The sequence below is a fragment of the Vibrio penaeicida genome, from assembly GCF_002933855.1.
Taxonomy (GTDB): domain Bacteria; phylum Pseudomonadota; class Gammaproteobacteria; order Enterobacterales; family Vibrionaceae; genus Vibrio; species Vibrio penaeicida_A.
The window spans coordinates 65,907-92,255 of the sequence record NZ_BFAQ01000019.1 but is presented as its reverse complement, the minus strand read 5'-3'; the positions used below and the strand labels follow the sequence as shown (position 1 = coordinate 92,255).

Genomic DNA, 26,349 nt, shown 5'->3' with positions numbered 1-26,349 from the left:
ACAGTATACTCAAATAAAGATATCCCGATAAAGGCAGGTTAAAACCTGCCTTTTTTGATAAAAAACAAACTTCTATTCAATAGCCACGCGCACCTTTCTAAATTACCGACACGATCTAAGTACACCACCGAATCTTAATTTATTCTGCCTCTAGGTTAAGGCTTCAACGAGATAGATTATGGTAAAGAGCAACTCTGCGATCTGGTTTAAACTCGTCTTCAGTTTCGCTATTCCCATTATTGTTCTTCTCATTCCTACCGATTCCATTCCTATCGATAACCTGACGTTGGTCCAACATCGGTTACTCACGATATTCTTGCTTGCCGCATTGCTTTGGGTTTTGGAGCCTGTCCCTGTTTTCGCAACATCAATCCTCATCATTGCACTTCAGCTAGTGATGATTTCGGATAAAGGGTTACATCCATTTCGAATCGCACCCGACAACCATGAACTGGGAGAACTTCTCACATATACCGATATTTTTAGTGCGTTCTCTTCACCCATTATCATTTTGTTTATGGGTGGATTTGCTCTCGCGATTGCCGCCGCAAAATACGATCTAGACAATAATTTAGCCCGAGTCCTCCTGAAACCCTTTGGCCACCAGCCTAGATTCATTATGTTAGGCCTGATGCTGATAACCGCCGTGTTTTCCATGTTTATGTCAAACACCGCGACGACAGTAATGATGCTTGCCCTACTTGGTCCTATTGTGGCTTCAGCGCCAAAAGGAGACACAGGCATCAAAGCCTTGGTGCTTTGCATTCCTATTGCCGCAAATACGGGAGGAATTGCCACGCCGATAGGTACACCACCTAACGCTATCGCTTTACAGTATCTAACTGGTGAGCACAGTATTGATTTTCTATCTTGGATGATGATGGGGCTGCCTTTTGTCTTTATTCAACTGACCATCGCTTGGCTGCTTCTGCAAAAGCTTTTTCCTGCCTCGCAAAAAAGCATGACACTCAAACTCAGCGGCACTTTTAAGCGAGGTTGGCGAGCCATTACGGTTTACATCACCTTTGCACTCACCATTATGTTGTGGATGACGACGAAATTTCATGGCATGAATACGTATGTGGTTTCCATCATTCCTTTAACAGTGTTCACCCTCACAGGAATAATGGGAAAAGCAGAGCTCAAGCAAATCAATTGGGATGTGTTATGGCTGGTTGCAGGTGGCATAGCGATTGGTATCGGCTTGGATAACACGGGGTTAGCCAGCGCTCTGGCTCATGCTATCGATTATGAATCGTTATCGCCAATTGCCGTCGTACTCACATTGTCTGTTGTGTGCTGGCTGATGGCCAACTTTATGTCGAATACCGCGACCGCTAACCTTTTGATGCCCATTGCTGCTGCGATTGGGGCATCGATGCCCTCACTCGCAAGCATCGGTGGTTTGCAGTCACTGCTCGTCGTTGTGGCTTTTTCGGCATCCTTAGGCATGATTCTACCGGTTTCCACACCACCGAATTCTCTTGCGTACTCCACAGGGCTAATAGACAGCAAAGATATGGCAAAAACTGGCGTTATCATGGGCATAATTGGGCTTGGAATCGTATACTCTGCGATGTGGATATTTTACTGATCTGACGGAGCCCAAACATGATCATCATTGCCCATCGTGGTGCACGAGCAACCCATCCTGAAAACACTTTGTCTGCTTTTCAAGCGGCCCTTGATAGTGGTGCACCTGCGATAGAACTGGATATCCACGAACACGATGGTGAACTTTGGGTCATCCACGACAAATGGCTCAATCGAACCACAAATGGCATAGGATTACTTAAGTGGTTTGACCGTGATTCATTAAGCAAACTTGATGCGGGCAATGGCGAAGTGATTCCAACATTAAATCAGGTTCTCGCTCTCGTAAAAGGTCAATGTGCTTTGAATATTGAGTTAAAAGGCATCTCGGATCTCTCGTTACTCTATCGTCATCTCGATCTCGCAACGGAGCAGTTCAAGTTCTCGAACCGACAGTTGATAGTTTCTTCTTTTAACCATGATTGGCTCGCTGAGATACAACGAACTAAGCCTAGTGTGCTCATTGGTGCTTTAACCAGCTCAAAAGGCCTCGATAAAGCTGAATTTGCTGAAAACCTAAACGCAGCGTCCATAAACATCAGCCTTGACGTGATGGATGAAGACTACGTCAAAGACGCCAAAAAACGTGGTCTTGCTGTTTATGTTTACACCGTTAACCAACTTGAAGATTGGCAGTGGTTGAATGAAATCGGTGTAGATGGCGTATTCTGTGATTGCCCAAGTAATGCGATAGAACACTTCCCACAACCCCAAAAATTTCACTGGAAATAATGCTAGTTGTTGCCCAGTAATTAAGGCATAGTGAGTTTTTTATAACCACCTGATCTTTAAACGCGATGTCATACGAATGGCTTGCTTTAGCAGCCGCTTTTCTCTGGGCAATTTCCAGCATTATCTCTGTTACACCCGCGAGACATTTAGGTTCCTTTTCCTACAGTCGGTGGCGGATGGGCTGCACTTCAATCATCCTCATTATTATGGCGCTATTTACCGGTGGTTGGGCAACCATCACCAGTGAACACATCTTACCTATGGCGTTGTCTGGGTTAGTGGGAATCTTCATTGGGGATACCGCTCTGTTCGCGTGTATGAACCGTATGGGACCAAGACAAGCAGGCTTGCTTTTTTCTTGCCATGCCGTGTTTTCAGCCATTCTGGGGTACTGGATATTCAGCGAAACATTAAGTGGAACGGAACTATTCGGATCGGTACTGGTTTTTTCAGGTGTAATGGCCGCCATTTTCTTTGGAAAGAAAAAACAAGGTCAACACGAGTGGGAAGTGATACAAGGCAGCGTCGCCATTGGGCTCGCGTTAGGTTTGCTCGCGGCGATTTGTCAGGCTTTAGGTGGGGTCATTGCAAAACCCGTCATGCAGGGCAACATTGACCCCGTTGCTGCGTCAGCGATTCGAATGATTACCGCATTTCTTGCGCACTGTGCATTTAGAATGACCGGAGCCAAACTGTCTCGCCCGATTAAACCCATCAACTTACGTATCCTTTGGATATGCGCCATTAATGGATTTTTGGCAATGGCGGTTGGCATGACACTGATTCTTTATGCCCTGCGAGACGGCAATGTCGGCATGGTCGCATTACTCTCTTCAACCACACCCATCATGGTATTGCCTTTACTGTGGGTTTACACGCGACAACGCCCAAACCCCTATGCTTGGATAGGCGCAATCTTAGCCGTAATAGGGACGGGGATTCTTGTTACTTAGCGGTTCCTCTAGCCAAAAAATAAAACAAAAAATCAAACGCTATTGAGAACCATTTGCATTAAAAATATTTTAGAGATATATTGGCAAAGTCTGTGGAACGAGAGTACGACTCAATCCCGACCTTGAATCCTAAATACCTTTGGTGATGAGGTATCGAAGCTTCCTACTTCGAGAAACATTACTGCATCAACAAGTTAAGATACTTGTTTCAACGTAAGTGCTGCTTATCGAATTGTTGATGCCAAATACATTGTGATAAACAAAAACCACCGCTTAGGTGGTTTTTGTTTATTTGCACTCGCCCAGCCGCAATTATTGTTTTCTCTAGCCTGTACTCAAGCTCTTGGAAACGAGAAGGCAGTGACGCGATCAATGTGCTCTTCGCCCAACGCCAACATAACCAAACGATCGATCCCCAGCGCAATACCAGCACACTGCGGTAACCCTGCTTTTAAAGCATCTATTAGATGATAATCAATGGGCTGCTCACTCAAACCCATAGCGATTCGCTGTTTATTGTCTTGTTCAAATCGCGATAGCTGCTCGGAAGGGTTATCCAGTTCATGGAACCCATTCGCGAGTTCAATCCCCTTGAAATAGACTTCAAATCGATCCGCTACTCTCGAATCTTGTTGATTGATTTTTGCTAGTGCTGCTTGGGAGGCAGGAAAATCATACACAAACACTGGGGCATCCTGCCCTATCTTATTTTCGACGCCGACACTAAACAGAAGCTGTAATAACGTGTCTCTGTCTTCTTCTGATTGCGCAATATCGTTTAAGCCCAATTCACCTGCTGCTCGCTTTAAGGTGTCCATGGAATCTTCCAGTGGGCACACCCCTAACACCGACAAAAAAGCATTTTGATAGGTCATGCGATCTGCTTTCTCGCAAGTAAGGGTAAGTTGAAGTAGCTCATCCATTTCATCCATCAAATCATGATGATTAAATCCAATTCGATACCACTCCAACATAGTGAATTCAGGATTGTGAAATCGCCCGTTTTCTTCATTTCGAAACGACTTACAAATCTGATAGATCGAGCCACTGCCAGCGGCAAGCAGACGTTTCATGTGAAACTCAGGGCTGGTCATTAAATAGAGAGAACGCCCATTAGCATAGTCTGGCCCTACAAACTGAGTTTGAAAGGTATGCAAGTGAATATCCGTTACCGTAGCGTGGCTCATCGCGGGCGTGTCGACTTCCAATACATCCCTGCGTTGAAAAAACGCACGTATCTTTCCAATCAATTCTGCGCGTTGCTTCAACTGCGTAATATCCGCGGTCGGTTGCCAATTAATTATGGGCATACAAGTTCTCTTTGGGTATTCAAGTGCACTATTTTAGCCCTACCCCCCTTTATCTTCCAGCGTCGATTCTTCTTCTCCCATCACTAAGGCAGATTGCACATCAGTGATTAAAATCACACATTCTAGAAATTTTATACTCTTACTTGCATTACCGAAGCAAAAACCCAATTGAATCAATTTTTCGGTATAGGAGCTCTTTTAATATACCTACAGGAATCAAGGTTTTTTAGGATTAATGGATTCAACCGAATCCAGCAGGGACGGCTCGCTACACGTGCGCTGTCGTTTTTGCATTTGTCGTTACTAACCGGAGGTAACTGTGCAGACTATAACCACAGATATCGCAGTCATCGGCGCTGGCGGCGCTGGTCTCCGCACTGCAATCGCTGCTGCTGAATCAAACCCAGAATTAGACATCGCTCTTATTTCTAAAGTCTATCCCATGCGATCTCATACCGTTGCTGCCGAAGGGGGATCCGCAGCTGTTATCAAAGACGAGGACAGCCTCGACAACCACTTCAACGATACCGTTGGCGGTGGAGACTGGTTGTGTGAACAAGATGTAGTGGAATACTTCGTAGAAAACGCCACTCGTGAAATGATTCAAATGGAGCAATGGGGCTGCCCATGGAGCCGTAAAGAAAACGGTGAAGTGAATGTACGCCGATTTGGCGGCATGAAAGTGGAGCGAACCTGGTTTGCGGCAGATAAAACGGGCTTTCACATGCTTCACACCCTGTTCCAAACCTCGATGAAGTACTCCAACATTCATCGGTTTGATGAGTACTTTGTGGTCGACTTATTGGTCAACGACGGCGAGATTCAAGGCCTGATAGCCATTCACATGTCTGAAGGTGAACTGGTTGTAATTAAAGCCAAATCCGTTGTTTTGGCAACCGGAGGGGCGGGACGCGTTTATCACTGCAACACCAATGGCGGCATTGTGACTGGTGATGGAATGGCGATGGCATACCGCCACGGTGTACCACTCCGTGATATGGAATTTGTGCAATACCATCCAACTGGGTTGCCGGGAACCGGTATTTTAATGACCGAAGGTTGCCGTGGCGAAGGCGGTATTATCGTCAATAAAAACGGCTACCGATATTTGCAAGATTACGGCATGGGACCGGAAACGCCGGTTGGTCAGCCCAAAAACAAATACATGGAGCTTGGTCCGAGAGATAAAGTCTCCCAAGCTTTCTGGCACGAGCAACAAAAAGGAAACACCATTAAACATCCTTTGGGCGATGTGGTTCACCTCGATCTTCGCCACCTCGGAGAAGCCTACCTACAAGAGCGCTTGCCTTTCATTTGCGAACTGGCTAAAGCGTACGTGAATGTCGATCCAGCCAAAGAACCCATTCCAATAAGACCCACAGTGCATTACACCATGGGTGGTATAGAAACAGATAAAGGCTGTGAAACTCGCATTAAAGGTTTGTTTGCGGTCGGTGAATGCGCATCGGTTGGGTTGCACGGCGCGAACAGGCTGGGTTCCAACTCTCTGGCTGAATTTGTGGTCTTCGGGCGAGTCGCCGGTGAAAACGCAGTGAAGCATATCGAAGAATTCGCTGGATGGAACGACGACGCTATCGCTTCTCAAATCCAGGATGTAGAAGCTCGAATTCAAGCATTGATGAATCAGGAAGGGGATGAAAACTGGGCAGATATTCGCACAGAAATGGGTCATACCATGGAAGCGGGCTGCGGTATTTATCGTCAAGAAGATCTGATGCAAGCCACCATTGAAAAAATCACCGAGCTCAAAGCGCGATATAAGCGCATCAGCATTAAAGACAAAGGAAAGGTATTCAATACGGATTTGTTGTATGCCATTGAAGTCGGCTATGGGTTAGAAGTTGCGGAGGCTATGGTGCATTCTGCCATATTGCGCAAAGAATCCCGTGGAGCTCATCAACGTTTAGATGATGGTTATACCGATAGAGATGACAAGCAGTTCTTGAAGCATTCACTTGCTTTTTATCAACCTGATGCTGCGCCCACCATCGATTACAGCGAAGTAAAAATCACCAAATCACAGCCTAAGGCACGTTTATACGGAGAAGCCGCAGAAAAAGCTGCTGCCGCTGAAGCCGCCAAATCCGCAGAGGAGAAAGCATGATGTCAGCCACTCGCATTCAAAAAGTCGACATTCTGCGTTATGACCCTGAAAAAGATGCAGAGCCTCACTTCCAGACATTTGACGTCCCATTCGATGAAACCATGTCGGTACTCGATGCTTTAGGCTACGTGAAAGATCATTTGGACAAAGAGTTGTCTTACCGTTGGTCGTGTCGAATGGCGATTTGTGGTTCATGTGGGATCATGGTCAATGGGGTGCCCAAACTGGCTTGTAAAAGCTTCCTACGAGATTACCCCGATGGTGTGAAAATCGAGCCTTTGGCGAATTTCCCTATCGAAAAAGATCTAATCGTGGATATGACCCCATTCATCGAGCGTCTCGAAGCCATCAAACCCTACATTATCGGTAACGACCGTAAGCCTGAAGACGGAACAAACATCCAAACCCCAGAGCAAATGGCGAAGTATAAGCAGTTTGCTGGCTGCATCAATTGCGGGCTCTGCTACGCGGCCTGCCCTCAATTTGGTCTTAACCCGGAATTCATGGGCCCCGCTGCATTAACACTGGCGCATCGCTACAACCTCGACAGCCGTGATCACGGTAAAGCAGAGCGTATGGGCTTGATAAACGGTCAGAATGGCGCTTGGGGCTGTACCTTTGTGGGCTACTGTTCTGATGTTTGCCCCAAAAATGTCGACCCTGCAGCAGCGGTAAACCAAGGCAAAATAGCATCGTCTATGGACTTTGTTATCGCTATGCTGAAGCCACAAGATGAACAAGTACAAGAGGAGGCGTAACCATGAGCAACCGCAAACCTTATGTTCGTGAAATCAAGCGTACGTGGTGGAAAGATCACCCCTTCTACCGATTCTATATGCTTCGTGAAGCAACTGTACTTCCGTTGGTGCTTTTTACTGTATTCCTCACTTTTGGTTTGGGTGCCTTAGTAAAAGGACCAGAAGCTTGGCAAAGCTGGCTAGCCTTCATGGCAAACCCGATGGTGGTTGCCATCAACGTCGTTGCGCTGGCGGGTAGCCTGCTCCACGCTCAGACGTTTTTCAGCATGATGCCACAAGTGATGCCTATTCGTTTGAAAGGAAGACTCATCGAGAAGAAACTCATTGTAATCAGCCAATGGGCGGCAGTGGCGGTGATTTCTCTGGTTGTACTCATCGTGGTGTAAGGAGCATAAAATGAAACCCAATTATTCGATAAATAAAGCGCCTCAACGCTCCGACGAACCGATTTGGTGGGGGCTATTTGGTGCTGGGGGAACATGGTTTGCCATGATTACCCCAATAACTATCTTAATCCTAGGCGTGTTGGTTCCACTCGGGATAATTGATGTGCAAGCTCTCAGTTACGAGCGTGTTTCTGAGTTTGCGACCTCCCTCATTGGTGCCCTATTCATCATTGGTACGCTTTCATTACCTATGTGGCATGCGATGCATCGAATTCACCACGGTATGCACGATTTAAAGTTCCATACTGGTGTTGTTGGAAAAATTGCCTGTTATGCATTTTCTGGTCTTATAACGGCAATTTCTATTGTGTTCGTCTTCATGGTTTAAGCTGAAAAAGAAAGGGAGATTCACTCCCTTTCACCTCTTCTATTAGAGTAGCTCTATAAGCTTCCTTACAAATATGTACAATTTTCACCCTATAAATCTGTTCGCTTACTCACTATAATCCCGCCGCTTATCGCTTAAAGCCATCTACCGCTTATTGTTAGACATGGAGACATCCAGTTTTCACCGCTAGCAATTTGAGCCAAATAAGAAATCACGGAAGAACATAAATAAAGACTGGTTATTACCAGAGCTTTGACACATTAGCCACAACCTAAGACACCTGAACTCAGGATAAATAGGTTCTGGTTCTCATTGGAACCGAAGCACAACTCGCTTCATTTTAAATAGTAAGTGTAATGTTCAAACCATCTGCTTTTATGACTGTAATATGCTCTTGGATGCTCTATGGCTGCCAAATTGATCCTAATACCGTTAATCATGAATTGGGTCAGCCAGCGCTCACCAAAACTACCGTTCATGTTTACTCTGAGATTGATCACTGCCAAACGGTCGCTGATATCCCTAACTGCGATTTTAAGAAGGGTATTTATGTATTAGCCATCGACCCGACGGTCACGAAAGAACAACATCAACGAGTCGTTGATCAAGCTGAAAATTTTGTCCATTGGGCGAACCAAGACGTTCGTAACCAATTCAATAATAAAACGATTGTGATTGGCATTTTGGCAAGCAATCCAACGAGCGCATCCAATCAAAATCCGTTTGCATTGGCTTTAGCTTCCGCTACCCAGCAAGTACAAGCGATAGAGTGGATTTATACCCAGAATGGCCAAGACGAAACGATGCGGCTTACGGCTTATCAAAAGCTCATGCAGACGTTTGATTATTATGTGGATGGGAATAACCATACTTTGGTGGGCAGTGACCTCAACGATGCCTACCAAGATTTTAAAAACAAGTTGAACATCTACAAACAAACAGCAAAACAACAAAGCTTCGAGGCACTCCACCTCAATGAATGCCAGCATGGGAATGGACAACTCAACGCTGATCGTGCTCTTGGTACTCCAACGCCTTGCAGGAAAGACGGAACCATCCACTCTGGAGGCATCGTCAATCCATTGCATGAGAAAACACACAGCAACTTAAATGCCGGTGTTTTACTCGGGCTATTGTACGAATACAAAGTAGACTCAACTCGAAATGCAGGCGGTGGTGAGCTTATTGGCAGCCAAGGCTCCCCTTTTATCAATAAAGGCGACATCGCATCTGGGCTCTATTCGCCAGATGGCCCGAAGATGTACTTAACATGGGCGAACCCAGCGTTTAAGCCATTGAATGATTACTTAAATACGTACTTCTTCGCGAACAAGTAATCCAATGACGCTCTAGATTAACAAGGGCGTCTCTTATTCCATGAATGTCGCTATTTCATCGAGTGGTTTTTTGTAGGTGGCGTGTTGAGGAATAGTAGCGCCTTCCTCAGGATAGCCTGTTACGATCAGCATGTAAGGGCGGTCGTTGCTATTATCTCGTCCGCATATTTTACTCAAGAAACTCATGGGTTTGGGTGTGTGAGTAAGCGTCCCCAACCCTGCGTTGTGCAAGGCTTGTAGTAAAAACCCTGTCGCAATACCAACCGACTCATGCACATAGTAGTTGGTTTGGTTTTCGTCGTTCTCCATCCCTCCTCGCTTTTGAGAAAATACAGCAATTAGCCACGGTGCTTTTTCTAAGTAAGGCTTACTGGCGTTTGTACCTAATGGCTTAAGCGCATCAAGCCATTCTTGCCCCGCTATACCTTGATAAAAAGATTGTTCTAGCTCTTCTGCCGCTTGACGAATTTGAGCTTTCACGTCTGCGCTATTGATCGCCACAAAGTGCCAAGGTTGATGATTCGCTCCACTTGGCGCTGTTCCCGCCGCTTTAATGCAGCTTTCAATAATGGACTTGGGGACTGAACGATCAGAGAACTGACGAATAGAGTGGCGTCGCTTGATGAGATCGTAGTTTTGATTGGCTCGTTTCGACATTTCTTCCACTGGGTATTCGATAAAATCATCCAATGGCAATTGAGATTCTTCAGACATACGGCTTCCTTGCTTTTTTATTTATCGGGTTACTATAGCGACAAATAAAAGGCAGGAGCGTGGTTTGTATTTATGAGGGTGCGAGACTGAGAGCGTTATTCAATTTTTGCCACAATGAAACAAGAACAGCTCCTAGAAGTTGAGACAAAAAATGCGCCACTAAGGCGCATTTTTAGGATGTGGATTCAAACACTCTCTTTAGCTATTTGGGCATTCAAATGGACCCACATAACGCCACTCTTTGCTTCGGTTATGCTGAGAAACATTTGCAGGTGGTAATTTGCCTTTGCTCCAATGGTTCGCTTCGTATACATGCCCCATGAACACGACATTCTCACCACTGTTGTAGTGATGGTTTTGGTTCCAAGTCTTGGCTAAGGTTTTCTTCACATCCAGTGTCCACGCACTTGAGTTGCTTGGTGTGCCTGAATTTGTCCACCATTTTGCGCGGTATACTTTGTTGTTGAACAGTACTTTATTACCGCCAACGTAAGTACGCCCTTTCTTCCACGCAGGGTATTTCGCTTGTTCTGCTTTTGAGGCGTTCAAACATTTATGAGCACTTTGAGATTCGAAAAATACCCAGCCCTGAGTACTGCAAGCCCAAAGCTTTCCAGTGTTAGCATCAAATGCATTCTTTCCTGCATCAGATAAGTAGCGACATTCTTGAGCGTCAGGTTGACCTGCGGTGCTATCAAATGTCTGAAAAGCACTAGCTTGGCTAGAGAAGCCAAAAGTAAGCGTAAATAGAGTTGCGAGTGCCTTGGTAGGTAAGTTCATCAGAGAGCTCCTTTAAATGTGACCTTAGTTCCAACTAAACGCCGGGAATCATAAAGGATGATGATACTAGTTCATATAAACTTAAGTTTATTTAATAAATTAATAACTTAAATTATAAAAAAGCCGCTCACATAGGAGCGGCTTCGTAACAGTTTGTATCAGGTTATGATTATTTTACACGACCAACGTACTCGCCGTTACGTGTATCAACCTTAATAACTTCGCCGATAGCGATGAACAGAGGTACACGAACAACTGCACCTGTTACCAGAGTTGCTGGCTTGCCACCTGTACCTTGGGTATCACCTTTCAGACCTGGATCTGTTTCAGTGACTTCAAGCTCTACAAAGTTTGGTGGTGTTACTGCAATTGGGTTACCGTTCCAAAGCGTAATCATACAAGTGTCGTTTTCTACCAACCACTTAGCGTTGTCACCCACCGCTTTAAGATCCGCTGCGATTTGCTCAAATGACTCGCTGTTCATGAAGTGGTAAAACTCACCGTCGTTGTATAGGTAGTCCAGATCGATGTCCATTACGTCTGCAACTTCAACTGTGTCGCCAGACTTGAACGTCTTTTCTAAAACTTTACCGGAAAGCAGCTTACGGATTTTTACGCGATTGAATGCTTGACCTTTACCCGGCTTAACATACTCGTTTTCGAGAATGACACACGGCTCATTATCAAGCATAATTTTAAGACCGCCTTTAAATTCATTCGTGCTAACAGTAGCCATTTTTTCCTCTTACCATCTTCGAGTTCAATTTAATGCCGCACATCATAACCCGAAAAGCTGTTTCTGTTGAGCAAAACTGGCTCAAACAATTAGCGAATGCGATCTCCGATCCTTACAAGTTGTTGCAAGCGGTTGAAATAGACCCTACCCCTTGGCAAAAAGGGTTAGCCGCACGCGAACTGTTTGCGATGCGCGTGCCACAAAGCTTTGTCAATCGAATGGAAAAGGGCAACCCTAACGATCCTTTACTCAAGCAAGTTCTGCCCTTAATGGAAGAATTTGACGTTCATAAAGGCTATTCGGCCGACCCTCTGGAAGAGCAAGATAACGACCAGCCGGGGTTGCTGCATAAATACAAATCTCGCATATTGATGATCGTTAAGGGTGGCTGCGCCATCAACTGCCGTTACTGCTTTCGCCGTCACTTTCCTTATCAAGACAACAAAGGCTCTAAGTCGGTTTGGGAGCAGAATTTGGCGTACATTGCCGAACGCCCAGAGATCAATGAAGTCATTCTTTCTGGTGGCGATCCTCTTATGGCGAAGGACAGCGAGTTGGAATGGCTGGTCTCACGTATCGAAGCAATAGAGCACGTGAGAACGCTAAGAATTCACTCTCGGCTCCCTGTCGTCATTCCTTCTCGTATTACCGATGAGCTGTGTTACTTACTTAGGGGAAGTCGTTTGAATGTCGTGATGGTGACACACATTAATCACGCCAATGAGATCGATGGTGAGCTTTCAGCTTACCTTGCCAAGCTCAAACAAGCTGGAGTGACGTTATTGAACCAGAGTGTGTTGCTACGTGGGGTTAACGATTCTTCAGAGGCATTGATAAAGCTCAGTGAAGCTCTGTTTGCATCTGGTGTCTTGCCTTACTACATCCATGTTCTGGATAAAGTTCAGGGCGCGGCGCACTTCTATGTTTCGGATAAACAAGCAAAAGCATTAATGGCCGAAGTCATTGAAGAAGTATCAGGGTATTTAGTACCCAAGTTAGCGCGAGAGATCGGCGGAAGAAAAAGCAAAACGCCACTGGATTTACATTTGGAATAAAGCTCCTGACCAAGTAGGAGCTTCAAAGCGACGAACTTTATATCGCAAAGTTCACAAACGGGAAGCAAGGCAAAAATCCATTGTCAGCGCAGTTTAGCAAGCCAATCTGTACTCCTTCAATTTGCTTGGTTTTGTTGAACACGCCAAGCTGGACGTTCGACTTCTCAGACAAACTAACCAAGCCAACATCAGCCATGGTAAATCCTTCTGAATAGTTAACAGCACTGAAGTTGACGCCTTTTACATCGTGAGTCACATTCACTACGCCTAAGTTGGCGCCTTTCGTCGTGCCCATATTCCAGTTAAACATCCCAAGAGACACCCCTTTCATCTCTTGGTTTACTTTTGATGCTCCAAAGAACATGCCTAAGTTTAAACCTGTCATCGTATCGGTCTCAGACATGCCTAACACTGACACATCGACACCTTTAACAGCACTCACTTTTCCGTGTAAAACAGACAAACGAACACCACCAACCGCATCACTAGCTGGTGCATTAAAGCCATCCAGCGTAGAGAACATAGCGGCCGAATCTTGCGCCAATGCATAAGGGGATGCCATTACCATCGATAGAGCAATTACTGACATTTGTTTTTTCATTGATCAAGTCTCCAAAGACTCAAAGGAACAGGAGCGCGAAATATAAGCGACTTATGCCTACCTTGCAATCTATTGATTGCGACCTATTTAAACGTCAAATATAGCCATTTTCACGATCAATATTTGTTGTTATTTCCATAAAAATAATTCATTAAAAAGCCTAGTGAAATAAAGAAATTTTAACCCCATATTTGCACTTTATTCTGGAGTGTATTACATGACTGAAGTTTCAAATTGGTTAGACTTAGGACCATTTTCTTGGTGGGAGCTTCTTTGCTGCACCATATGTGGCTCCCTTATTGGAATTGAACGCCAAACACGTGGAAAGCCCGTTGGAATACGCACATCTATTCTGATCATTTCTGGAACCTATTTTTTCATGTCGCTGGCGGTACACCTTTCTCCCAACAGTTTGGATCAAGCACGTGTGCTTGGGCAGATCATTACTGGAGTGGGCTTTTTAGGAGCAGGAGTTATGATGACACTGGATGGTAAGATCCACGGTGTAACCTCCGCGGCTATTATATGGGTGCTGGCCGCGCTCGGACTGATGACAGGGTTAGGGTTTGGTCAGCAAGCAATATTGGTCACAACCCTAATGCTCTCCATTTTGCTCGGGGTCGACAAGCTGGAAAGCAGTTTTAGGATCTTACGCAGAGGCGTCCACCAGACAATAGGGAGACGGGGTAAGAAATAAAGCAGCCAATTCATACATCACAGATGATCTAATGGCTGACAGGTTGAATGATCTCTTTAGGCTCAGCGTCTTGAGCGATAAACCGATCTCTTACACTGCGCCAAAGGTGAAGGTACCCATCATATTTGTGAACAGGTATTAATTCAAAATGCCCTTCGAGCAAACAGTCTTGGGTTACACCTTCAAGCAGTCGATAAGGTGTTAAACGCACTTCTGTTTCTAATTGATTGATAAGCTGTGAACCTAATTCTATGGATTCACAAGGCAAAATCAGAATCCAATCCCCGTCACCAGATGAAGCGAAAATATCGAACGAACGAAGCCTCTCCTTAAGAATGACTTGTACATGCGATTTAACTTGTTCTTTTGCTAATTCAGACAGGCATTCTGTATCTTTTACAGAGTACGCCGCAATGCAAAGAAAAGGACGCTCTTTAAGCGCAGAAAGTTTTGCCTCTAACCCTTTGAGATTTAATAACCCAGTTTCATCATCGAGGTGCATCAGTTTATCTTCATAAGATTGAATCAAAGACCAATTCTTATTAATCAATAACGTAACGACAAACAGATAAGAAACAAACCATGTTACCAACCAATAATGTTTGTACTTCCACAACTGATACAAATGCTGTTGCCAATGTTGGTCGATACTCAAATGCAAACGCGTGTTTTGAGAAGCATCACTGATCTCACCGGATTTTTTGTAAGTAAGAAGACCCGTTTGGTTGTCGCCTGGATAGGGAAGAATAAGGTACTCTTTCCCCAAATTTCGCTTAATCTGGCTCGCTAGAACATCCATTGCCAACACGCCCGCCAGCTCTCCATTTCGATACACCGCTGCACTTAAAGTGACGACCGACTTTCCAGTAAAGAGGTCGCGGTATTCTCCTGTAAAAGTGATATCACGACGGTTATTGGCAAGCCCATATTGCAAAGTATTTCGCCAAAAAGGCCGGTGTTTGAGTACATCATCAAAAGTACTGCTCGTGATGTTTCGAGCGAGCTTAGAAGGCGACGAAATGATGTATTTATCTTTAGATATAAAGTAGATGGAAGAGATTGCTTCGCGTGAATTCACCAAATAAGACATGACGTGAGCACTCGGCACCCAAAAATGTGCATCTTGGTATAGTGAGGTGCGCGCATCACACATGTCGGTAACACCGATAATGATAAAATCCGAATGTATAGTAGAGCGCCCCTCACCTAGACCTTCGAAAGAACACGTTTTGTCTTCTACAGCGGTATGCAAATGAGGGGAAGAATCTGAAACATTAAACTGCGATAACACCGTCATCTCATGCTCCACCGCTCTTAGCGTGTTCGACATGCCTTTTAACGCTGCAGCCACATGTTTTTTTTCTGCTGTAAATTCTTCCGATGCTTCATTGAGTGCATCTACAACAAGAAGAAGCAGAAACAGACCGTACAAAGCCGTTACGCCCAGCAAAGAACGTTTAATTGGAAAGTTGTGATTATGGCTCACAGGATTAACCTAGCTATTTATTTTTATGCTTCTAACATACCAGAACAATATGCGACATAAAGTGAATTTTCAGCTTAGATTAGCGAAAGGCAATCCATTAATAGAGTGTTTATCTGAATTATATAAAATTGATAAAATAATTGAATGCTTAAGGCATAAAAAAGCCCCGCACAATGCGAGGCTCTTATCATCCGAGAGGAGAAGGCTTACATCATACCGCCCATGCCGCCCATTCCACCCATGCCGCCCATATCAGGCATAGCTGGTGCATCTTTCTGAGGTAAGTCAGTCACCATCGCTTCTGTAGTGATCATAAGACCTGCTACCGACGCTGCAAATTGTAGAGCAGAACGCGTTACTTTCGTTGGGTCAAGAATACCCATTGCGATCATGTCGCCGTATTCACCCGTTGCTGCGTTGTAACCGTAGTTATCTTCACCACCACGTACATTGTTTGCGACTACAGACTCTTCATCACCTGCGTTGCTTGTGATTTGGCGAATTGGCGCTTCCATTGCACGTAGTGCAACGCGGATACCTACATTTTGCTCTTCGTTGTCGCCTTCAAGCGCAGTCAACTTAGAAGCTGCACGGATTAGTGCTACACCACCGCCCGCTACTACGCCTTCTTCAACCGCTGCGCGAGTTGCGTGCAGTGCATCTTCAACGCGATCTTTCTTCTCTTTCATTTCAACTTCAGTCGCTGCGCCGACTTTGATTACTGCAACACCGCCTGCTAGCTTAGCAACGCGCTCTTGTAGTTTCTCTTTGTCGTAGTCTGAAGTCGCTTCTTCGATTTGCTGACGGATTTGAGCAACACGACCTTGGATCGCAGCTTCTTCACCTGCACCATCGATGATGGTTGAGTTTTCTTTAGTGATGGTTACACGCTTCGCTTGACCTAGGTCTTCTAGCGTTACTTTTTCAAGTTCTAGACCAATCTCTTCAGAAATCACAGTACCGCCAGTTAGGATAGCGATATCTTGTAGCATTGCTTTACGACGATCACCAAAACCAGGCGCTTTAACCGCTGCCACTTTCACAATGCCACGCATGTTGTTCACAACAAGTGTTGCTAACGCTTCGCCTTCCACATCTTCAGCGATGATAAGAAGAGGACGAGACGCTTTTGCTACTGCTTCTAGAGTAGGAAGCAATTCGCGGATATTAGATACTTTCTTGTCAACAAGTAGGATGAATGGGTTTTCTAGGTCAACCGCACCTGCTTCTTGGTTGTTGATGAAGTAAGGAGAAAGGTAACCACGGTCAAACTGCATACCTTCAACGACGTCTAGCTCGTCTTGTAGTGCCTGACCTTCTTCAACAGTGATAACACCGTCAAGACCAACACGCTCCATTGCTTCAGCAATGATTTCGCCTACGCTCTTGTCTGAGTTAGCCGAGATAGTACCAACTTGCTCGATCTCTTTCTTGCCTTTACATTCAACCGAAATGTTACCCAGTTCAATAACAGCAGCCGCGACTGCTTTATCGATACCACGCTTAAGATCCATTGGGTTCATGCCAGCTGCAACGGCTTTCAAACCTTCGTTAACGATAGATTGAGCCAATACAGTTGCAGTCGTTGTTCCGTCACCTGCCGCGTCATTTGCTTGAGAGGCCACTTCTTTAACCATTTGTGCGCCCATGTTCTGGAATTTGTCTTCCAGTTCAATTTCGCGCGCAACAGAAACACCATCTTTAGTAATGGTTGGAGCACCGAACGATTTGTCCAGTACCACGTTACGACCTTTAGGACCTAATGTTACTTTTACAGCGTCAGCCAGAACGTTAACACCTTCTAGCATTTTGATTCGTGCGTCGTTACCAAATTTAACGTCTTTAGCAGCCATCTTTAATTTCCCTTTCTTAATTCGTTTTTAATCTGTCGTTTTCTGAATCAGAGTAAAAATTACTCAACGATTGCTTTTTACTCAACGATTGCCATGATGTCATTTTCAGACATGATCAGAACTTCTTTACCATCAATCTTTTCAGATTTAGTGCCGTAGCCTTCAGCAAAAATAACACTATCACCAACTTTCACGTCCAGCGGTTGTACAGTACCGTTTTCTAGGATGCGGCCCTTGCCTACAGCCAAAACCGTACCACGTGTCGATTTTTCCGCAGCAGAACCAGTTAGAACGATGCCGCCGGCAGATTTGGATTCAACTTCTTGGCGTTCAACGATAACTCGGTCGTGTAAAGGACGGATATTCATCGGTCGTCTCTCCTGATTAGATGATTCTATTTGATGTAAGAAATGCCGTTAAAACGGCTTGTGGATCATATATAGGGCGTACATAGAGATAACCCAAGGGGGGCAATGCGTTTTTTTGTGACGAGTGTTGAAAAATCAAACAGCTTTTCGCGAAATTTCACGTTTTTGCTCGAAGTCTTTATTTCTAACTCAACTTTTTCTACCTCAACTTTCGTTGCTAAGTCGTATTGTGGCTCCAATTTGTATTCTTCTGTATCCTACGCGTTCTTCAAGATAAATTGAGTTGTAACTATCAATGCAAGATAAACATGGATTACTCACTGCACCGATACCCGCAGTGCTCAGAAACATGACCCTGCCGATGATTGTAGGTCTGATTTCGATCCTGATGTTTAATCTTGTGGACACTTTTTTTATTTCTTTGCTCGGAACTCAAGCTCTGGCTGCGATCAGCTTTACTTTTCCCGTCACCTTTGCCGTCAACTGCATCACGATGGGCATAGGTATGGGGTTATCGACCAACATCGGTCGGCTACTTGGGCAGGGCAACAATCAAGATGCGGCCAGGTTTTCTTCCCACGGCCTAATCCTAGCCGTCATTCTCGTCAGTGTCGCATCGACTATAGGCTTACTGACCATCACCCCATTATTTTCGCTTCTCGGAGCAACTCCAGATCTGATTCCACTGATCAAAGAGTACATGGTGGTCTGGTATCTAACGATCCCAATGTTAGTCATTCCCATGGCAGGAAACAGCGCAATTCGTGCAACTGGCGATACCAAAACCCCAGCAAAAATCATGATGCTGGCTGGTATCATTAACGGCGTACTCGACCCACTGCTTATTTTTGGTTACGGTCCGTTTCCTGAATTGGGAATAAAAGGTGCTGCCATAGCCAGTGCATTTAGCTACATGGGCGCTTTGTGCGGCTCCTTGTATGTACTGATAAAAAGAGAAAAGCTACTCGCACTTCCGTACTTTCCGTCACTCATGCAAGATTGGCGTGCGATCTTAAAAATTGGCACACCAGCCGCCTTGTCTAATGCGATGTCACCTATCTCTGGTGCAGTATTGATGATGATACTGGCAAGCCACGGTACTGAAGCCGTTGCGGCTTTTGGTGCAGCGCAACGTGTCGAATCTATTTTGATTTTGGTATTGATGGCACTGACTTCCGCTTTAACACCCTTTATGGCACAAAACTTAGGCGCAAATAATCCCACGCGCAGCTTTAACGCCTTGTTTGTATGCATGCGATTTTCGATTCTTTTTCAGCTTCTCATCTTTATTATGATGGTCCCATTGAGCATGCCTATTGCTTCACTTTTCTCACAAGAACAAAGTGTTAGAGATCTGTTATGGCACTACTTGCTAGTGGTGCCGTTTAGCTATGGGTTTCAAGGCATATTAATGGTACTGGTCAGTGGGCTTAATGCACTGCATAAGCCCATGCACGCTTTTAGTTGGAGTGCGATGCGTTTGTTTATATTCACATTGCCTTTTGCTTACGTTGGCAGTGAGTGGTATCAAGTTGAGGGGCTTTTTATCGGTATTGCAGCAGGCAATATTGTTGGTGGAATACTTGGATACTTATACGCAGTTAAAATGCGTAATGAAATGGTTGAAGTTCACGAGCCGGAGCCAAGTCGATAGTTCACTGAAAGACATCGATAACCCAAATAACTCATACCAAAAACAACCGTTAGCCAAAGACAGAGAAAGCGTCTCCCAAACAAAAAAACCGCTGAGAAGTCAGCGGTTTTATTAAGCAAGCTAACCTTGGTTATTCAGTATTAGAACAACTCTTTCGCAACTTTGAACAAGTCATCGCGTACTGGACGCTTCATGTTCTCTATGCAGTCAATAATGTCGTGGTGAACAAGCTGTTCTTTCTGAATACCCACACAACGACCGCCATGACCTTCTTGTAGAAGGTGAACAGCGTAGTTACCCATGCGAGATGCAAGAACACGGTCAAATGCTGTTGGACGACCGCCACGTTGGATGTGCCCCAATACTGTCGCACGAGTTTCGCGTCCAGTGGCAGATTCAATCTCTTTAGCAAGCTCGTTAGCATCCATCATCAGCTCAGTTAAAGCGATGATTGCGTGCTTCTTACCTTTCTTGATGCCGTCTTGAATATTGGCAATCAACTCATCATTACTCAAGCCTGTTTCTGGCGTGATGATGTATTCACAACCACCAGCAATCGCAGACATTAACGTCAAATCACCACAGTGGCGACCCATGATTTCTACAATCGAAATACGCTGGTGAGAAGATGATGTATCACGTAGACGGTCAATCGCGTCGATAACTGTGTTTAATGCCGTTAAGTAACCGATAGTGTAATCAGTACCTGCGATATCGTTATCAATCGTGCCAGGTAAACCAATACATGGGTAACCCATTTCAGTCAGCTTTTTCGCGCCCATGTAAGAGCCATCGCCACCAACAACAACCAATGCTTCAATGCCATGCTCTTTCAGGTTTTCGATCGCCTTCTCGCGAACTTCTACTTCTTTAAATTCTGGGAAACGAGCTGAACCAAGGAAGGTACCGCCTTTATTGATCACATCAGAAACACTGCAGCGATCTAATTTCTCGATACGGTTTTCGTATAGACCTAAGTAACCGTCATAAATACCGTACACTTCTAGCCCTTCTGAAAGTGCCGTACGAACAACACCACGAACTGCTGCATTCATGCCTGGTGCGTCACCGCCACTTGTCAAAACACCGATCTTCTTAATCATGCTCACCCTCTGATATCTGGGAATCTAATCTCTAATTCTAAATGCCATTCTCGGCGAAATCTTATCTTATTCACGTTATGTTACATTTCCGCTCCACACGGCGCACATAACGGATTATTGAAACTTTTCTACTTATGAAAGAGTATTACAATTATGCTATTAAACTTTGTTGATTCACATCACGTTCAATAGTGGTTTGTGTGGTTTGCACAAAAGATAGCTAATTATCTTCCATTTGTCTTCTTTCTTTCACGGTTCGTAATAATTAACTTAACAGCGTCCAATCCCCAGTGATTTAAACCTAAGAATCTCCTTACTCATGCTCGATTTCTTTATTTTTCGCCCATGGCACAACAGAAATTGGATCTTGGTGGATCAGAATGTCACCTTCTGGGAATCTTTCGAGCAGTTTTTGTTCAACTTCATCAGAAATGCGATGCGCTTCAATCAGCGGCATGTGATCATCCAACTCTAAATGAAGCTGGATAAAACGGACGGGACCAGACATTCGGGTCCGGATTTGATGGGCACCCAACACCCCTTTGACAGAGCATGTGATTGAATGAATGTCTTCAATTTCCTCATCTGGAAGCTGCCTGTCTAGCAGAGATTGTACTGCGGTATAAACCATGCGAATGGCGCTTGAAAGAATGAAAATACCTATCCCAATCGCAAATACAGCATCGGCTTGCCCTATTCCATACCAGCTTAACCCAAGCGCCACGATAATAGCGGCGTTCATGTAAAGGTCGGATTGATAGTGAAGAGAATCAGCGGCAATAGCTTGGCTACCCGTCCTTTTGACTACATGCTTTTGAAATGCCACTAACCCGCCAGTAACCAGTATGGCGAACATACTGACATACACGCCTAGTTCAGGAGAATGCAGTTCATGAGGTCGGAAGAACCTATCCACGCCATTCAAAATAAGAAAACAAGCAGAGCCTGAAATAAACATAGCCTGTGCCAATGCGGCGAGTGATTCAGCCTTTCCATGACCAAACGAGTGTTCTTTATCTGCAGGTTGGAGAGAGTAACGCACCACGATGAGGTTCACGACAGAAGCTGCTATATCCAATAATGAGTCGATCAATGAAGCCAGCAAACTAACGGAGCCTGTTACCCACCAAGCCGCGATTTTAACGATCAGTAGTATGGTCGCAACCCCTGCTGCTAACCAAGCCGCAGTAGTAACAAGTTTGGAATAATCAGATTTTTGCATTGGAGAATGGGTCAGGATTAATCGTTCAATCTAGTCACGTTACTTTAATTTCTGTCTTGTATAAAATAGTTAATGCCTACTTGTAGCGAATTTCTGAATCAAACCTCAAATCTCTCCTACAATGTCCTATTAACGAATGAGTCACGGTAAAAACCAATAAATATCATTGTTTTATATGTATTTCCTATTTAAGTCACAAAACGACAAACAGAATTGAAAATTGAATTGATATTCATCTACTGAAATATAAACCTCTCTCGAAATTCACAATGGATATATAAAATAAAATGCTTAGCAAGAAAATCATCACTCTTATTGGCTTTTCAGCTGTATTGACTGGCTGTGCAACAATTCAAGGTAATGTAACTGAGAATCAAGATGGTACATTTAACTCGTACTTCTCTGATCAAGACAAAACCAATGCATTAAGAGTTTCTAACAGCGACGCTCATACCACGTGCGAAAAACGCTATGGTGAGAACTCACACCCACTCGTGATCAATCAAGATGTTAAAACGATTTTGCCTGAAGAAATAAAAACAGGTAGCCAAATTGTCGATTCTCTTGTGAAAATTGGGCAAACACTAGAAGATCCAAACTACAAAACAACATACGATGTAACGACACATTTTGAGTGTTCAGCATAATTAACCGGCGCTCAATATCTAACTGACAAGTAACCAAACAACGAGCTCAGCAGGCAGCTTTCTTCACCTAAAACAGGCTTTATTGGTAACGCCGAGCGCCTGCTCTATCCATTTAAGAGGCAGCTCTTTTTGAATCAATGCTAGAGATTCTGAAGCTGCATAATCAATGAGCCAGTGCGCCAACATAAAAAATACCCTCAGCCCGTAGAGTTCTGAGGGTATTGTTAACCATCTGTAGGATCGTTCAACTGATCAAACACTTAACTGCTCGGTGTTAACCATGAAAGCTGCTCTCAACATACACGTAAGTATAGTTTGCCTAGTCGTCTTGGTGACGTTCTGCAAATTTTTCAGCACACTTAGCGGCTTTTTCTTGTTGTAACTCTTGAAGTTTCACCTTCTGTTCTGCCGTTAAGATACTCATGGCTTTATGCTGTTGCTCCAACATTTTTACACGCTTTTCAGTCTGAGCTTCTACCATCTGTGTTGCCAATTCTTGCGCGGCATTTTCATCGAACGTATCAGCTAATACTAATTGTTGGAGGTTTTGCTGGTGCGATTGCATCTTGGCGAACATTTCTTCTGATTTGCCTTTTCGATTGTTTCTAGCATCTTCGCGCAATTGCTTGAGCTGCGATTTCTGATCATCGGTTAAATCAAGTTGGCGAAGTACACGTTTGTCCATGCCCATACCACACTTTCCGCCGAAATCGTGACCACCTTTATGATGCCCTTTACCACCAAAAGCCCATGCACTTGCGCTGCCTAAAACTAAAGGAAGTGCCGCTGCCATTAGAACCATTTTTTTCGCTAGTTTCATAATTGTATCCTCGATCGTCATTGGAATTCGTTTGTGTGTTGTGCTGCATTTGCAGCGCTTGAGGATAGAATACGAACTGGGTTGTAAAGCAACGTGAAGAAAGCGTAAATCAACGTAAAGAGTTCTGGTTACACAGTAAATATGAGTATCATGAAGATAGAAAAACCGTAAATGAGGCGACAATGGCACATATACTATTAGTGGATGACGATACAGAATTGACCAGCCTACTCAGTGATATTCTGACCTTTGAAGGCTTTCAAATAAGCCAAGCCTGCGATGGTTTAGTCGGGCTTGAATTAGTGGATGAAAGTGTCGATTTAATTCTTCTGGATATCATGATGCCTAGGCTCAATGGCATGGAAATGCTTAAGAAATTGCGTGAAAACTGGCAAACTCCAGTACTGATGCTCACAGCCAAAGGTGAAGAAATAGACAGGGTCATTGGGCTTGAATTGGGAGCCGACGACTACCTGCCTAAGCCATTCTCAGATCGTGAATTGATGGCTCGTATTCGTGCTATATTACGGCGCACTCAAACATCAGATACTAATACCGGCAAAGACCCGGAGTGTATTGCTTATCAAGATCTGAAAGTCTTCCCTGGTAAGCAAGAAGCTTATTGTGGAGATGCTTTGCTCGATCTCACCACCACTGAGTTTGCCTTGCTCAGCCACTTTATTGCACACCCAGGAGAAACACTCACCAAAGAGATGCTCAGTTTAGATGTACTGGGTAAGCGACTGGCACCCTTCGACCGCGCCATTGATATGCACGTATCAAACCTTCGTAAAAAAATCCCTTTACTTAGCAACGATAAGCCTCGCATAAAAACTTTACGTGGTCGCGGGTATATGTTGGTGGAGGCAGGGTAATGCGAATCCCTCTTTTCTCTAGCTTATACGGGCGAATTTTTGCCATTTTCTGGCTTACAATGCTGTTGGTTTTGATCGCGGTTTTAATCTTACCCTTTCTGGACCCGCGCCAACCTCATGACATCCCTAAAGATCATTTTGATCGTGTTAAACAATCGATCAGCAAACTAGAAGAAAAATACGCTGATCACCCAAACATTTATGCTGTCGCAAGAAAACTAGCCGATAGAGGGGCAAAACATCATGGAAAGCGCCCTTTGATTTACCTGACCGATTTGGAGGGGAATTTGATCACCCGAGAACGCGGTCCGATTCGCAAAGCAATGCAAAACTACATCACTGAACTGGATTTAACCCAAATTCAGCCCCAGCAAAAATTGTATGGTCGAATGATGGTAGCGGGTCCATTCCCAGCAAAAATAGCAAATCAAGATGTCTTGTTATTCAATGCTATGAAATGGAATCAAACACCGCCTTTTTTACTTCAACTGTTCGACAAACCCTTTCAGCTGCTTTTTGCTGTCATGGTCGCTAGCACCCCTCTTTTGCTTTGGCTTGCATGGGCACTTAGTCAACCAGCTCGTCGTTTGGAAAAAGCCGCTAAGCGAGTCGCTAAAGGAGAATTTGTCGCCGATCCTGACTTGGAAAAAGGCACCCGAGAGTTTCAACAAGCGGGAACCAGTTTTAACCAAATGGTTTTGGCTGTTGATCAAATGATCACTGGTCAACAAAGGTTGTTATCTGACATTTCTCACGAGCTTCGGTCTCCCCTTACTCGCCTGAGAATGGCCAATGCGCTTGCTACCAGAAAACAAGGAGCGAGTGACGAACTTAAGCGTATTGATACCGAAGCCGAACGATTAGAGCAGATGATCAGTGAACTATTGGAACTGTCACGTATGCAGGTGCGCAGCCATGAAAACCGTGAGCGCCTCTCTGTTGTTGATCTGTGGGAAGAAATCTTAAAAGATGCACAATTCGAAGCCGAACAAAACGACAAAATACTGCGTTATGGTTCTTTCCATGATGGATCCGAGCGCGATAGCCCCTTACCTAACACCTACATATTCGGTAATCCAAACTTGTTAATGAGTGCGGTGGAAAACATCGTTCGAAACGCCATTCATTATGGTAACCAGAATATCCAAGTATCGATTGTACTTAATGGCAGTGAACTACAGATTGACGTCGATGATGATGGTAACGGTGTGCCAAAAGAAGAACTGGAAGACATTTTCCGACCTTTCTACCGAGTATCGACAGCAAGAGACAGACATTCTGGTGGTGCGGGCTTGGGCTTAGCGATCACAGAAAGCGCGATTCGGCAGCATAATGGGACCATAAAAGCACAGTCCAGCCCGCTTGGGGGGCTTAAAATGTGTATTAGATTACCCATTACTGAAGCAATATAACGTCGTAAAACGAGAACTTATATGCCTTTTCGGTATATATCCCTACTATTCACAAGTTGATAACGATAACAATTATCATTACATTATTACGTAACAATAAGGAGAGTAATAATGTCACACACATTCCCAGAACTACCGTACGCATACGACGCACTGGAACCGTACATCGATGCAAAAACAATGGAAGTACACTACAGCAAGCACCACCGTACGTACTTTGACAAATTCACAGCGGCAATCAAAGGCTCAGATCTAGAGAACCAATCTCTAGAAACGATTTTTGATTCTATCTCTAGCCAAGCACCAGCCGTTCGCAACAACGGTGGCGGTTTCTACAACCACGTTGTGTACTGGAACTGCATGGCACCTAACGCTGGTGGTGAACCACAAGGCGATCTAGGCAAAGCGATCACAGAAACATTCGGCAGCTTTGATGCGTTCAAAGAGCAATTTGCTCAAGCTGCAATCAACACATTTGGTTCTGGCTTTGCTTGGTTGATCGTAAAAGATGGCAAATTGGTTATTACTTCAACCAGCAATCAAGACAACCCTCTAATGGACGTAGCGGCTGATCGCGGTGAACCTGTTCTAGCACTAGATGTATGGGAACACGCTTACTACATCAGCTACCAAAACCGTCGCCCTGAGTATATTGATGCTTGGTGGAATGTTGTGAGCTGGGATGCCGTTGCACAAAACTACGCAGCAGCACTAGCTAAGTAATATTGAACGTCAGGCGACATA

26 protein-coding genes are annotated in these 26,349 nt (G+C 44.6%); 15 read left to right on the top strand and 11 right to left on the bottom strand.

The genetic code is table 11. The features are described from left to right. Window positions 1–178: 178 nt before the first annotated feature. The 3 genes from VPNCDNU1_RS10870 (at window position 179) to VPNCDNU1_RS10860 (ending at window position 3,278) form a co-directional block, all read left to right on the top strand. A complete protein-coding gene (locus VPNCDNU1_RS10870; protein WP_104400352.1) occupies window positions 179–1,594 on the top strand; it encodes an SLC13 family permease in 1,416 nt (471 codons plus the stop codon). 17 nt (window positions 1,595–1,611) lie between these two features. After that, entirely contained in the window at window positions 1,612–2,325 is a 714-nt protein-coding gene (locus VPNCDNU1_RS10865) for a glycerophosphodiester phosphodiesterase (protein ID WP_104400351.1), read from the top strand. Window positions 2,326–2,390: 65 nt separating this feature from the next. Further along, complete coding sequence (locus VPNCDNU1_RS10860; RefSeq protein ID WP_104400350.1) at window positions 2,391–3,278, top strand: DMT family transporter; 888 nt, start codon at window positions 2,391–2,393, stop codon at window positions 3,276–3,278. Between the two features lie 335 nt (window positions 3,279–3,613). Here VPNCDNU1_RS10860 and epmA read toward each other — a convergent pair whose 3' ends face one another. Continuing rightward, window positions 3,614–4,588 (bottom strand): elongation factor P--(R)-beta-lysine ligase, encoded by a 975-nt coding sequence (epmA, locus tag VPNCDNU1_RS10855; protein ID WP_104400349.1) that lies wholly within the window; start codon window positions 4,586–4,588, stop codon window positions 3,614–3,616. Between the two features lie 319 nt (window positions 4,589–4,907). Between epmA and frdA the strand changes: the two genes are divergently transcribed. From frdA to VPNCDNU1_RS10830, 5 genes are all read left to right on the top strand, one after another. Continuing rightward, a complete protein-coding gene (gene frdA, locus VPNCDNU1_RS10850; protein ID WP_104400348.1) occupies window positions 4,908–6,713 on the top strand; it encodes a fumarate reductase (quinol) flavoprotein subunit in 1,806 nt (601 codons plus the stop codon). Next, complete coding sequence (locus tag VPNCDNU1_RS10845) at window positions 6,713–7,471, top strand: succinate dehydrogenase/fumarate reductase iron-sulfur subunit (RefSeq protein ID WP_104400389.1); 759 nt, start codon at window positions 6,713–6,715, stop codon at window positions 7,469–7,471. The genes frdA and VPNCDNU1_RS10845 overlap by 1 nt, the downstream gene beginning before the upstream one ends. Window positions 7,472–7,473: 2 nt before the next feature. Continuing rightward, complete coding sequence (frdC, locus tag VPNCDNU1_RS10840) at window positions 7,474–7,857, top strand: fumarate reductase subunit FrdC (RefSeq protein WP_104400347.1); 384 nt, start codon at window positions 7,474–7,476, stop codon at window positions 7,855–7,857. 10 nt (window positions 7,858–7,867) lie between these two features. After that, window positions 7,868–8,245, top strand: coding sequence for a fumarate reductase subunit FrdD (frdD, locus tag VPNCDNU1_RS10835; RefSeq protein WP_104400346.1), 378 nt, complete (start codon window positions 7,868–7,870; stop codon window positions 8,243–8,245). Window positions 8,246–8,601: 356 nt separating this feature from the next. Further along, on the top strand, window positions 8,602–9,582 hold the full coding sequence (locus VPNCDNU1_RS10830; RefSeq protein WP_104400345.1) for a histidine ammonia-lyase: 981 nt from the start codon (window positions 8,602–8,604) through the stop codon (window positions 9,580–9,582). Between the two features lie 33 nt (window positions 9,583–9,615). Here the strand turns inward: VPNCDNU1_RS10830 and VPNCDNU1_RS10825 are convergent, their stop codons facing one another. The 3 genes from VPNCDNU1_RS10825 to efp all read right to left on the bottom strand — a co-directional run bounded on the left by VPNCDNU1_RS10825 (window position 9,616) and on the right by efp (window position 11,812). Beyond that, a complete protein-coding gene (locus VPNCDNU1_RS10825; protein WP_104400344.1) occupies window positions 9,616–10,296 on the bottom strand; it encodes a nitroreductase family protein in 681 nt (226 codons plus the stop codon). 198 nt (window positions 10,297–10,494) lie between these two features. Further along, window positions 10,495–11,076, bottom strand: a complete 582-nt coding sequence (locus tag VPNCDNU1_RS10820) for a carbohydrate-binding protein (RefSeq protein ID WP_104400343.1) — start codon at window positions 11,074–11,076, stop codon at window positions 10,495–10,497. A 169-nt stretch (window positions 11,077–11,245) separates the two neighbouring features. Further along, window positions 11,246–11,812 (bottom strand): elongation factor P, encoded by a 567-nt coding sequence (efp, locus tag VPNCDNU1_RS10815; RefSeq protein WP_101111240.1) that lies wholly within the window; start codon window positions 11,810–11,812, stop codon window positions 11,246–11,248. Window positions 11,813–11,844: 32 nt separating this feature from the next. Here efp and epmB point away from each other — a divergent pair, with 32 nt between their 5' ends. Next, window positions 11,845–12,867 carry an EF-P beta-lysylation protein EpmB gene (gene epmB / locus VPNCDNU1_RS10810; RefSeq protein ID WP_104400342.1) on the top strand — a complete coding sequence of 341 codons (1,023 nt, stop codon included), beginning with the start codon at window positions 11,845–11,847 and terminating at the stop codon, window positions 12,865–12,867. 37 nt (window positions 12,868–12,904) lie between these two features. Here the strand turns inward: epmB and VPNCDNU1_RS10805 are convergent, their stop codons facing one another. Beyond that, window positions 12,905–13,468 carry a VC2662 family protein gene (locus tag VPNCDNU1_RS10805; RefSeq protein WP_104400341.1) on the bottom strand — a complete coding sequence of 188 codons (564 nt, stop codon included), beginning with the start codon at window positions 13,466–13,468 and terminating at the stop codon, window positions 12,905–12,907. A 217-nt stretch (window positions 13,469–13,685) separates the two neighbouring features. Between VPNCDNU1_RS10805 and VPNCDNU1_RS10800 the strand changes: the two genes are divergently transcribed. Continuing rightward, window positions 13,686–14,165, top strand: coding sequence for an MgtC/SapB family protein (locus VPNCDNU1_RS10800; protein ID WP_104400340.1), 480 nt, complete (start codon window positions 13,686–13,688; stop codon window positions 14,163–14,165). 28 nt (window positions 14,166–14,193) lie between these two features. Here the strand turns inward: VPNCDNU1_RS10800 and VPNCDNU1_RS10795 are convergent, their stop codons facing one another. The 3 genes from VPNCDNU1_RS10795 to VPNCDNU1_RS10785 all read right to left on the bottom strand — a co-directional run bounded on the left by VPNCDNU1_RS10795 (window position 14,194) and on the right by VPNCDNU1_RS10785 (window position 17,872). Next, window positions 14,194–15,651 carry a PDC sensor domain-containing protein gene (locus VPNCDNU1_RS10795; protein ID WP_104400339.1) on the bottom strand — a complete coding sequence of 486 codons (1,458 nt, stop codon included), beginning with the start codon at window positions 15,649–15,651 and terminating at the stop codon, window positions 14,194–14,196. A gap of 206 nt (window positions 15,652–15,857) precedes the next feature. Then, a complete protein-coding gene (gene groL, locus VPNCDNU1_RS10790; RefSeq protein ID WP_104400338.1) occupies window positions 15,858–17,504 on the bottom strand; it encodes a chaperonin GroEL in 1,647 nt (548 codons plus the stop codon). A gap of 77 nt (window positions 17,505–17,581) precedes the next feature. Further along, window positions 17,582–17,872 carry a co-chaperone GroES gene (locus VPNCDNU1_RS10785; protein ID WP_005417156.1) on the bottom strand — a complete coding sequence of 97 codons (291 nt, stop codon included), beginning with the start codon at window positions 17,870–17,872 and terminating at the stop codon, window positions 17,582–17,584. Between the two features lie 295 nt (window positions 17,873–18,167). Here VPNCDNU1_RS10785 and VPNCDNU1_RS10780 point away from each other — a divergent pair, with 295 nt between their 5' ends. Beyond that, on the top strand, window positions 18,168–19,526 hold the full coding sequence (locus VPNCDNU1_RS10780) for an MATE family efflux transporter (RefSeq protein ID WP_104400337.1): 1,359 nt from the start codon (window positions 18,168–18,170) through the stop codon (window positions 19,524–19,526). A 140-nt stretch (window positions 19,527–19,666) separates the two neighbouring features. Here VPNCDNU1_RS10780 and pfkA read toward each other — a convergent pair whose 3' ends face one another. Then, on the bottom strand, window positions 19,667–20,629 hold the full coding sequence (gene pfkA, locus VPNCDNU1_RS10775; RefSeq protein WP_101111247.1) for a 6-phosphofructokinase: 963 nt from the start codon (window positions 20,627–20,629) through the stop codon (window positions 19,667–19,669). Between the two features lie 313 nt (window positions 20,630–20,942). Next, on the bottom strand, window positions 20,943–21,851 hold the full coding sequence (gene fieF, locus VPNCDNU1_RS10770; RefSeq protein WP_104400336.1) for a CDF family cation-efflux transporter FieF: 909 nt from the start codon (window positions 21,849–21,851) through the stop codon (window positions 20,943–20,945). Window positions 21,852–22,138: 287 nt separating this feature from the next. Here fieF and VPNCDNU1_RS10765 point away from each other — a divergent pair, with 287 nt between their 5' ends. Next, the gene (locus VPNCDNU1_RS10765) at window positions 22,139–22,498 is read left to right on the top strand and encodes a hypothetical protein (RefSeq protein WP_104400335.1); all 360 of its coding nucleotides are present in this window, start codon (window positions 22,139–22,141) and stop codon (window positions 22,496–22,498) included. Window positions 22,499–22,817: 319 nt separating this feature from the next. Here VPNCDNU1_RS10765 and VPNCDNU1_RS10760 read toward each other — a convergent pair whose 3' ends face one another. Next, window positions 22,818–23,318, bottom strand: coding sequence for a CpxP family protein (locus VPNCDNU1_RS10760; protein WP_104400388.1), 501 nt, complete (start codon window positions 23,316–23,318; stop codon window positions 22,818–22,820). Between the two features lie 182 nt (window positions 23,319–23,500). Here VPNCDNU1_RS10760 and VPNCDNU1_RS10755 point away from each other — a divergent pair, with 182 nt between their 5' ends. The 3 genes from VPNCDNU1_RS10755 (at window position 23,501) to VPNCDNU1_RS10745 (ending at window position 26,328) form a co-directional block, all read left to right on the top strand. Beyond that, window positions 23,501–24,193, top strand: a complete 693-nt coding sequence (locus tag VPNCDNU1_RS10755; protein ID WP_104400334.1) for a response regulator — start codon at window positions 23,501–23,503, stop codon at window positions 24,191–24,193. Next, window positions 24,193–25,605 (top strand): envelope stress sensor histidine kinase CpxA, encoded by a 1,413-nt coding sequence (gene cpxA, locus VPNCDNU1_RS10750; RefSeq protein ID WP_104400333.1) that lies wholly within the window; start codon window positions 24,193–24,195, stop codon window positions 25,603–25,605. The genes VPNCDNU1_RS10755 and cpxA overlap by 1 nt, the downstream gene beginning before the upstream one ends. A 111-nt stretch (window positions 25,606–25,716) precedes the next feature. Continuing rightward, window positions 25,717–26,328 carry a superoxide dismutase gene (locus VPNCDNU1_RS10745; protein WP_101111252.1) on the top strand — a complete coding sequence of 204 codons (612 nt, stop codon included), beginning with the start codon at window positions 25,717–25,719 and terminating at the stop codon, window positions 26,326–26,328. Window positions 26,329–26,349 lie beyond the last annotated feature (21 nt).

Coding starts and splice junctions, on each gene's coding strand:
- VPNCDNU1_RS10870 (WP_104400352.1), top strand. CDS start 179: ATGGTAAAGAGCAACTCTGCGATCTGGTTTAAACTCGTCTTCAGTTTC.
- VPNCDNU1_RS10865 (WP_104400351.1), top strand. CDS start 1,612: ATGATCATCATTGCCCATCGTGGTGCACGAGCAACCCATCCTGAAAAC.
- VPNCDNU1_RS10860 (WP_104400350.1), top strand. CDS start 2,391: ATGTCATACGAATGGCTTGCTTTAGCAGCCGCTTTTCTCTGGGCAATT.
- epmA (WP_104400349.1), bottom strand. CDS start 4,588: ATGCCCATAATTAATTGGCAACCGACCGCGGATATTACGCAGTTGAAG.
- VPNCDNU1_RS10845 (WP_104400389.1), top strand. CDS start 6,713: ATGTCAGCCACTCGCATTCAAAAAGTCGACATTCTGCGTTATGACCCT.
- frdC (WP_104400347.1), top strand. CDS start 7,474: ATGAGCAACCGCAAACCTTATGTTCGTGAAATCAAGCGTACGTGGTGG.
- frdD (WP_104400346.1), top strand. CDS start 7,868: ATGAAACCCAATTATTCGATAAATAAAGCGCCTCAACGCTCCGACGAA.
- VPNCDNU1_RS10830 (WP_104400345.1), top strand. CDS start 8,602: ATGTTCAAACCATCTGCTTTTATGACTGTAATATGCTCTTGGATGCTC.
- VPNCDNU1_RS10825 (WP_104400344.1), bottom strand. CDS start 10,296: ATGTCTGAAGAATCTCAATTGCCATTGGATGATTTTATCGAATACCCA.
- VPNCDNU1_RS10820 (WP_104400343.1), bottom strand. CDS start 11,076: ATGAACTTACCTACCAAGGCACTCGCAACTCTATTTACGCTTACTTTT.
- efp (WP_101111240.1), bottom strand. CDS start 11,812: ATGGCTACTGTTAGCACGAATGAATTTAAAGGCGGTCTTAAAATTATG.
- epmB (WP_104400342.1), top strand. CDS start 11,845: ATGCCGCACATCATAACCCGAAAAGCTGTTTCTGTTGAGCAAAACTGG.
- VPNCDNU1_RS10805 (WP_104400341.1), bottom strand. CDS start 13,468: ATGAAAAAACAAATGTCAGTAATTGCTCTATCGATGGTAATGGCATCC.
- VPNCDNU1_RS10800 (WP_104400340.1), top strand. CDS start 13,686: ATGACTGAAGTTTCAAATTGGTTAGACTTAGGACCATTTTCTTGGTGG.
- groL (WP_104400338.1), bottom strand. CDS start 17,504: ATGGCTGCTAAAGACGTTAAATTTGGTAACGACGCACGAATCAAAATG.
- VPNCDNU1_RS10785 (WP_005417156.1), bottom strand. CDS start 17,872: ATGAATATCCGTCCTTTACACGACCGAGTTATCGTTGAACGCCAAGAA.
- VPNCDNU1_RS10780 (WP_104400337.1), top strand. CDS start 18,168: ATGCAAGATAAACATGGATTACTCACTGCACCGATACCCGCAGTGCTC.
- pfkA (WP_101111247.1), bottom strand. CDS start 20,629: ATGATTAAGAAGATCGGTGTTTTGACAAGTGGCGGTGACGCACCAGGC.
- fieF (WP_104400336.1), bottom strand. CDS start 21,851: ATGCAAAAATCTGATTATTCCAAACTTGTTACTACTGCGGCTTGGTTA.
- VPNCDNU1_RS10765 (WP_104400335.1), top strand. CDS start 22,139: ATGCTTAGCAAGAAAATCATCACTCTTATTGGCTTTTCAGCTGTATTG.
- VPNCDNU1_RS10760 (WP_104400388.1), bottom strand. CDS start 23,318: ATGAAACTAGCGAAAAAAATGGTTCTAATGGCAGCGGCACTTCCTTTA.
- VPNCDNU1_RS10755 (WP_104400334.1), top strand. CDS start 23,501: ATGGCACATATACTATTAGTGGATGACGATACAGAATTGACCAGCCTA.
- cpxA (WP_104400333.1), top strand. CDS start 24,193: ATGCGAATCCCTCTTTTCTCTAGCTTATACGGGCGAATTTTTGCCATT.
- VPNCDNU1_RS10745 (WP_101111252.1), top strand. CDS start 25,717: ATGTCACACACATTCCCAGAACTACCGTACGCATACGACGCACTGGAA.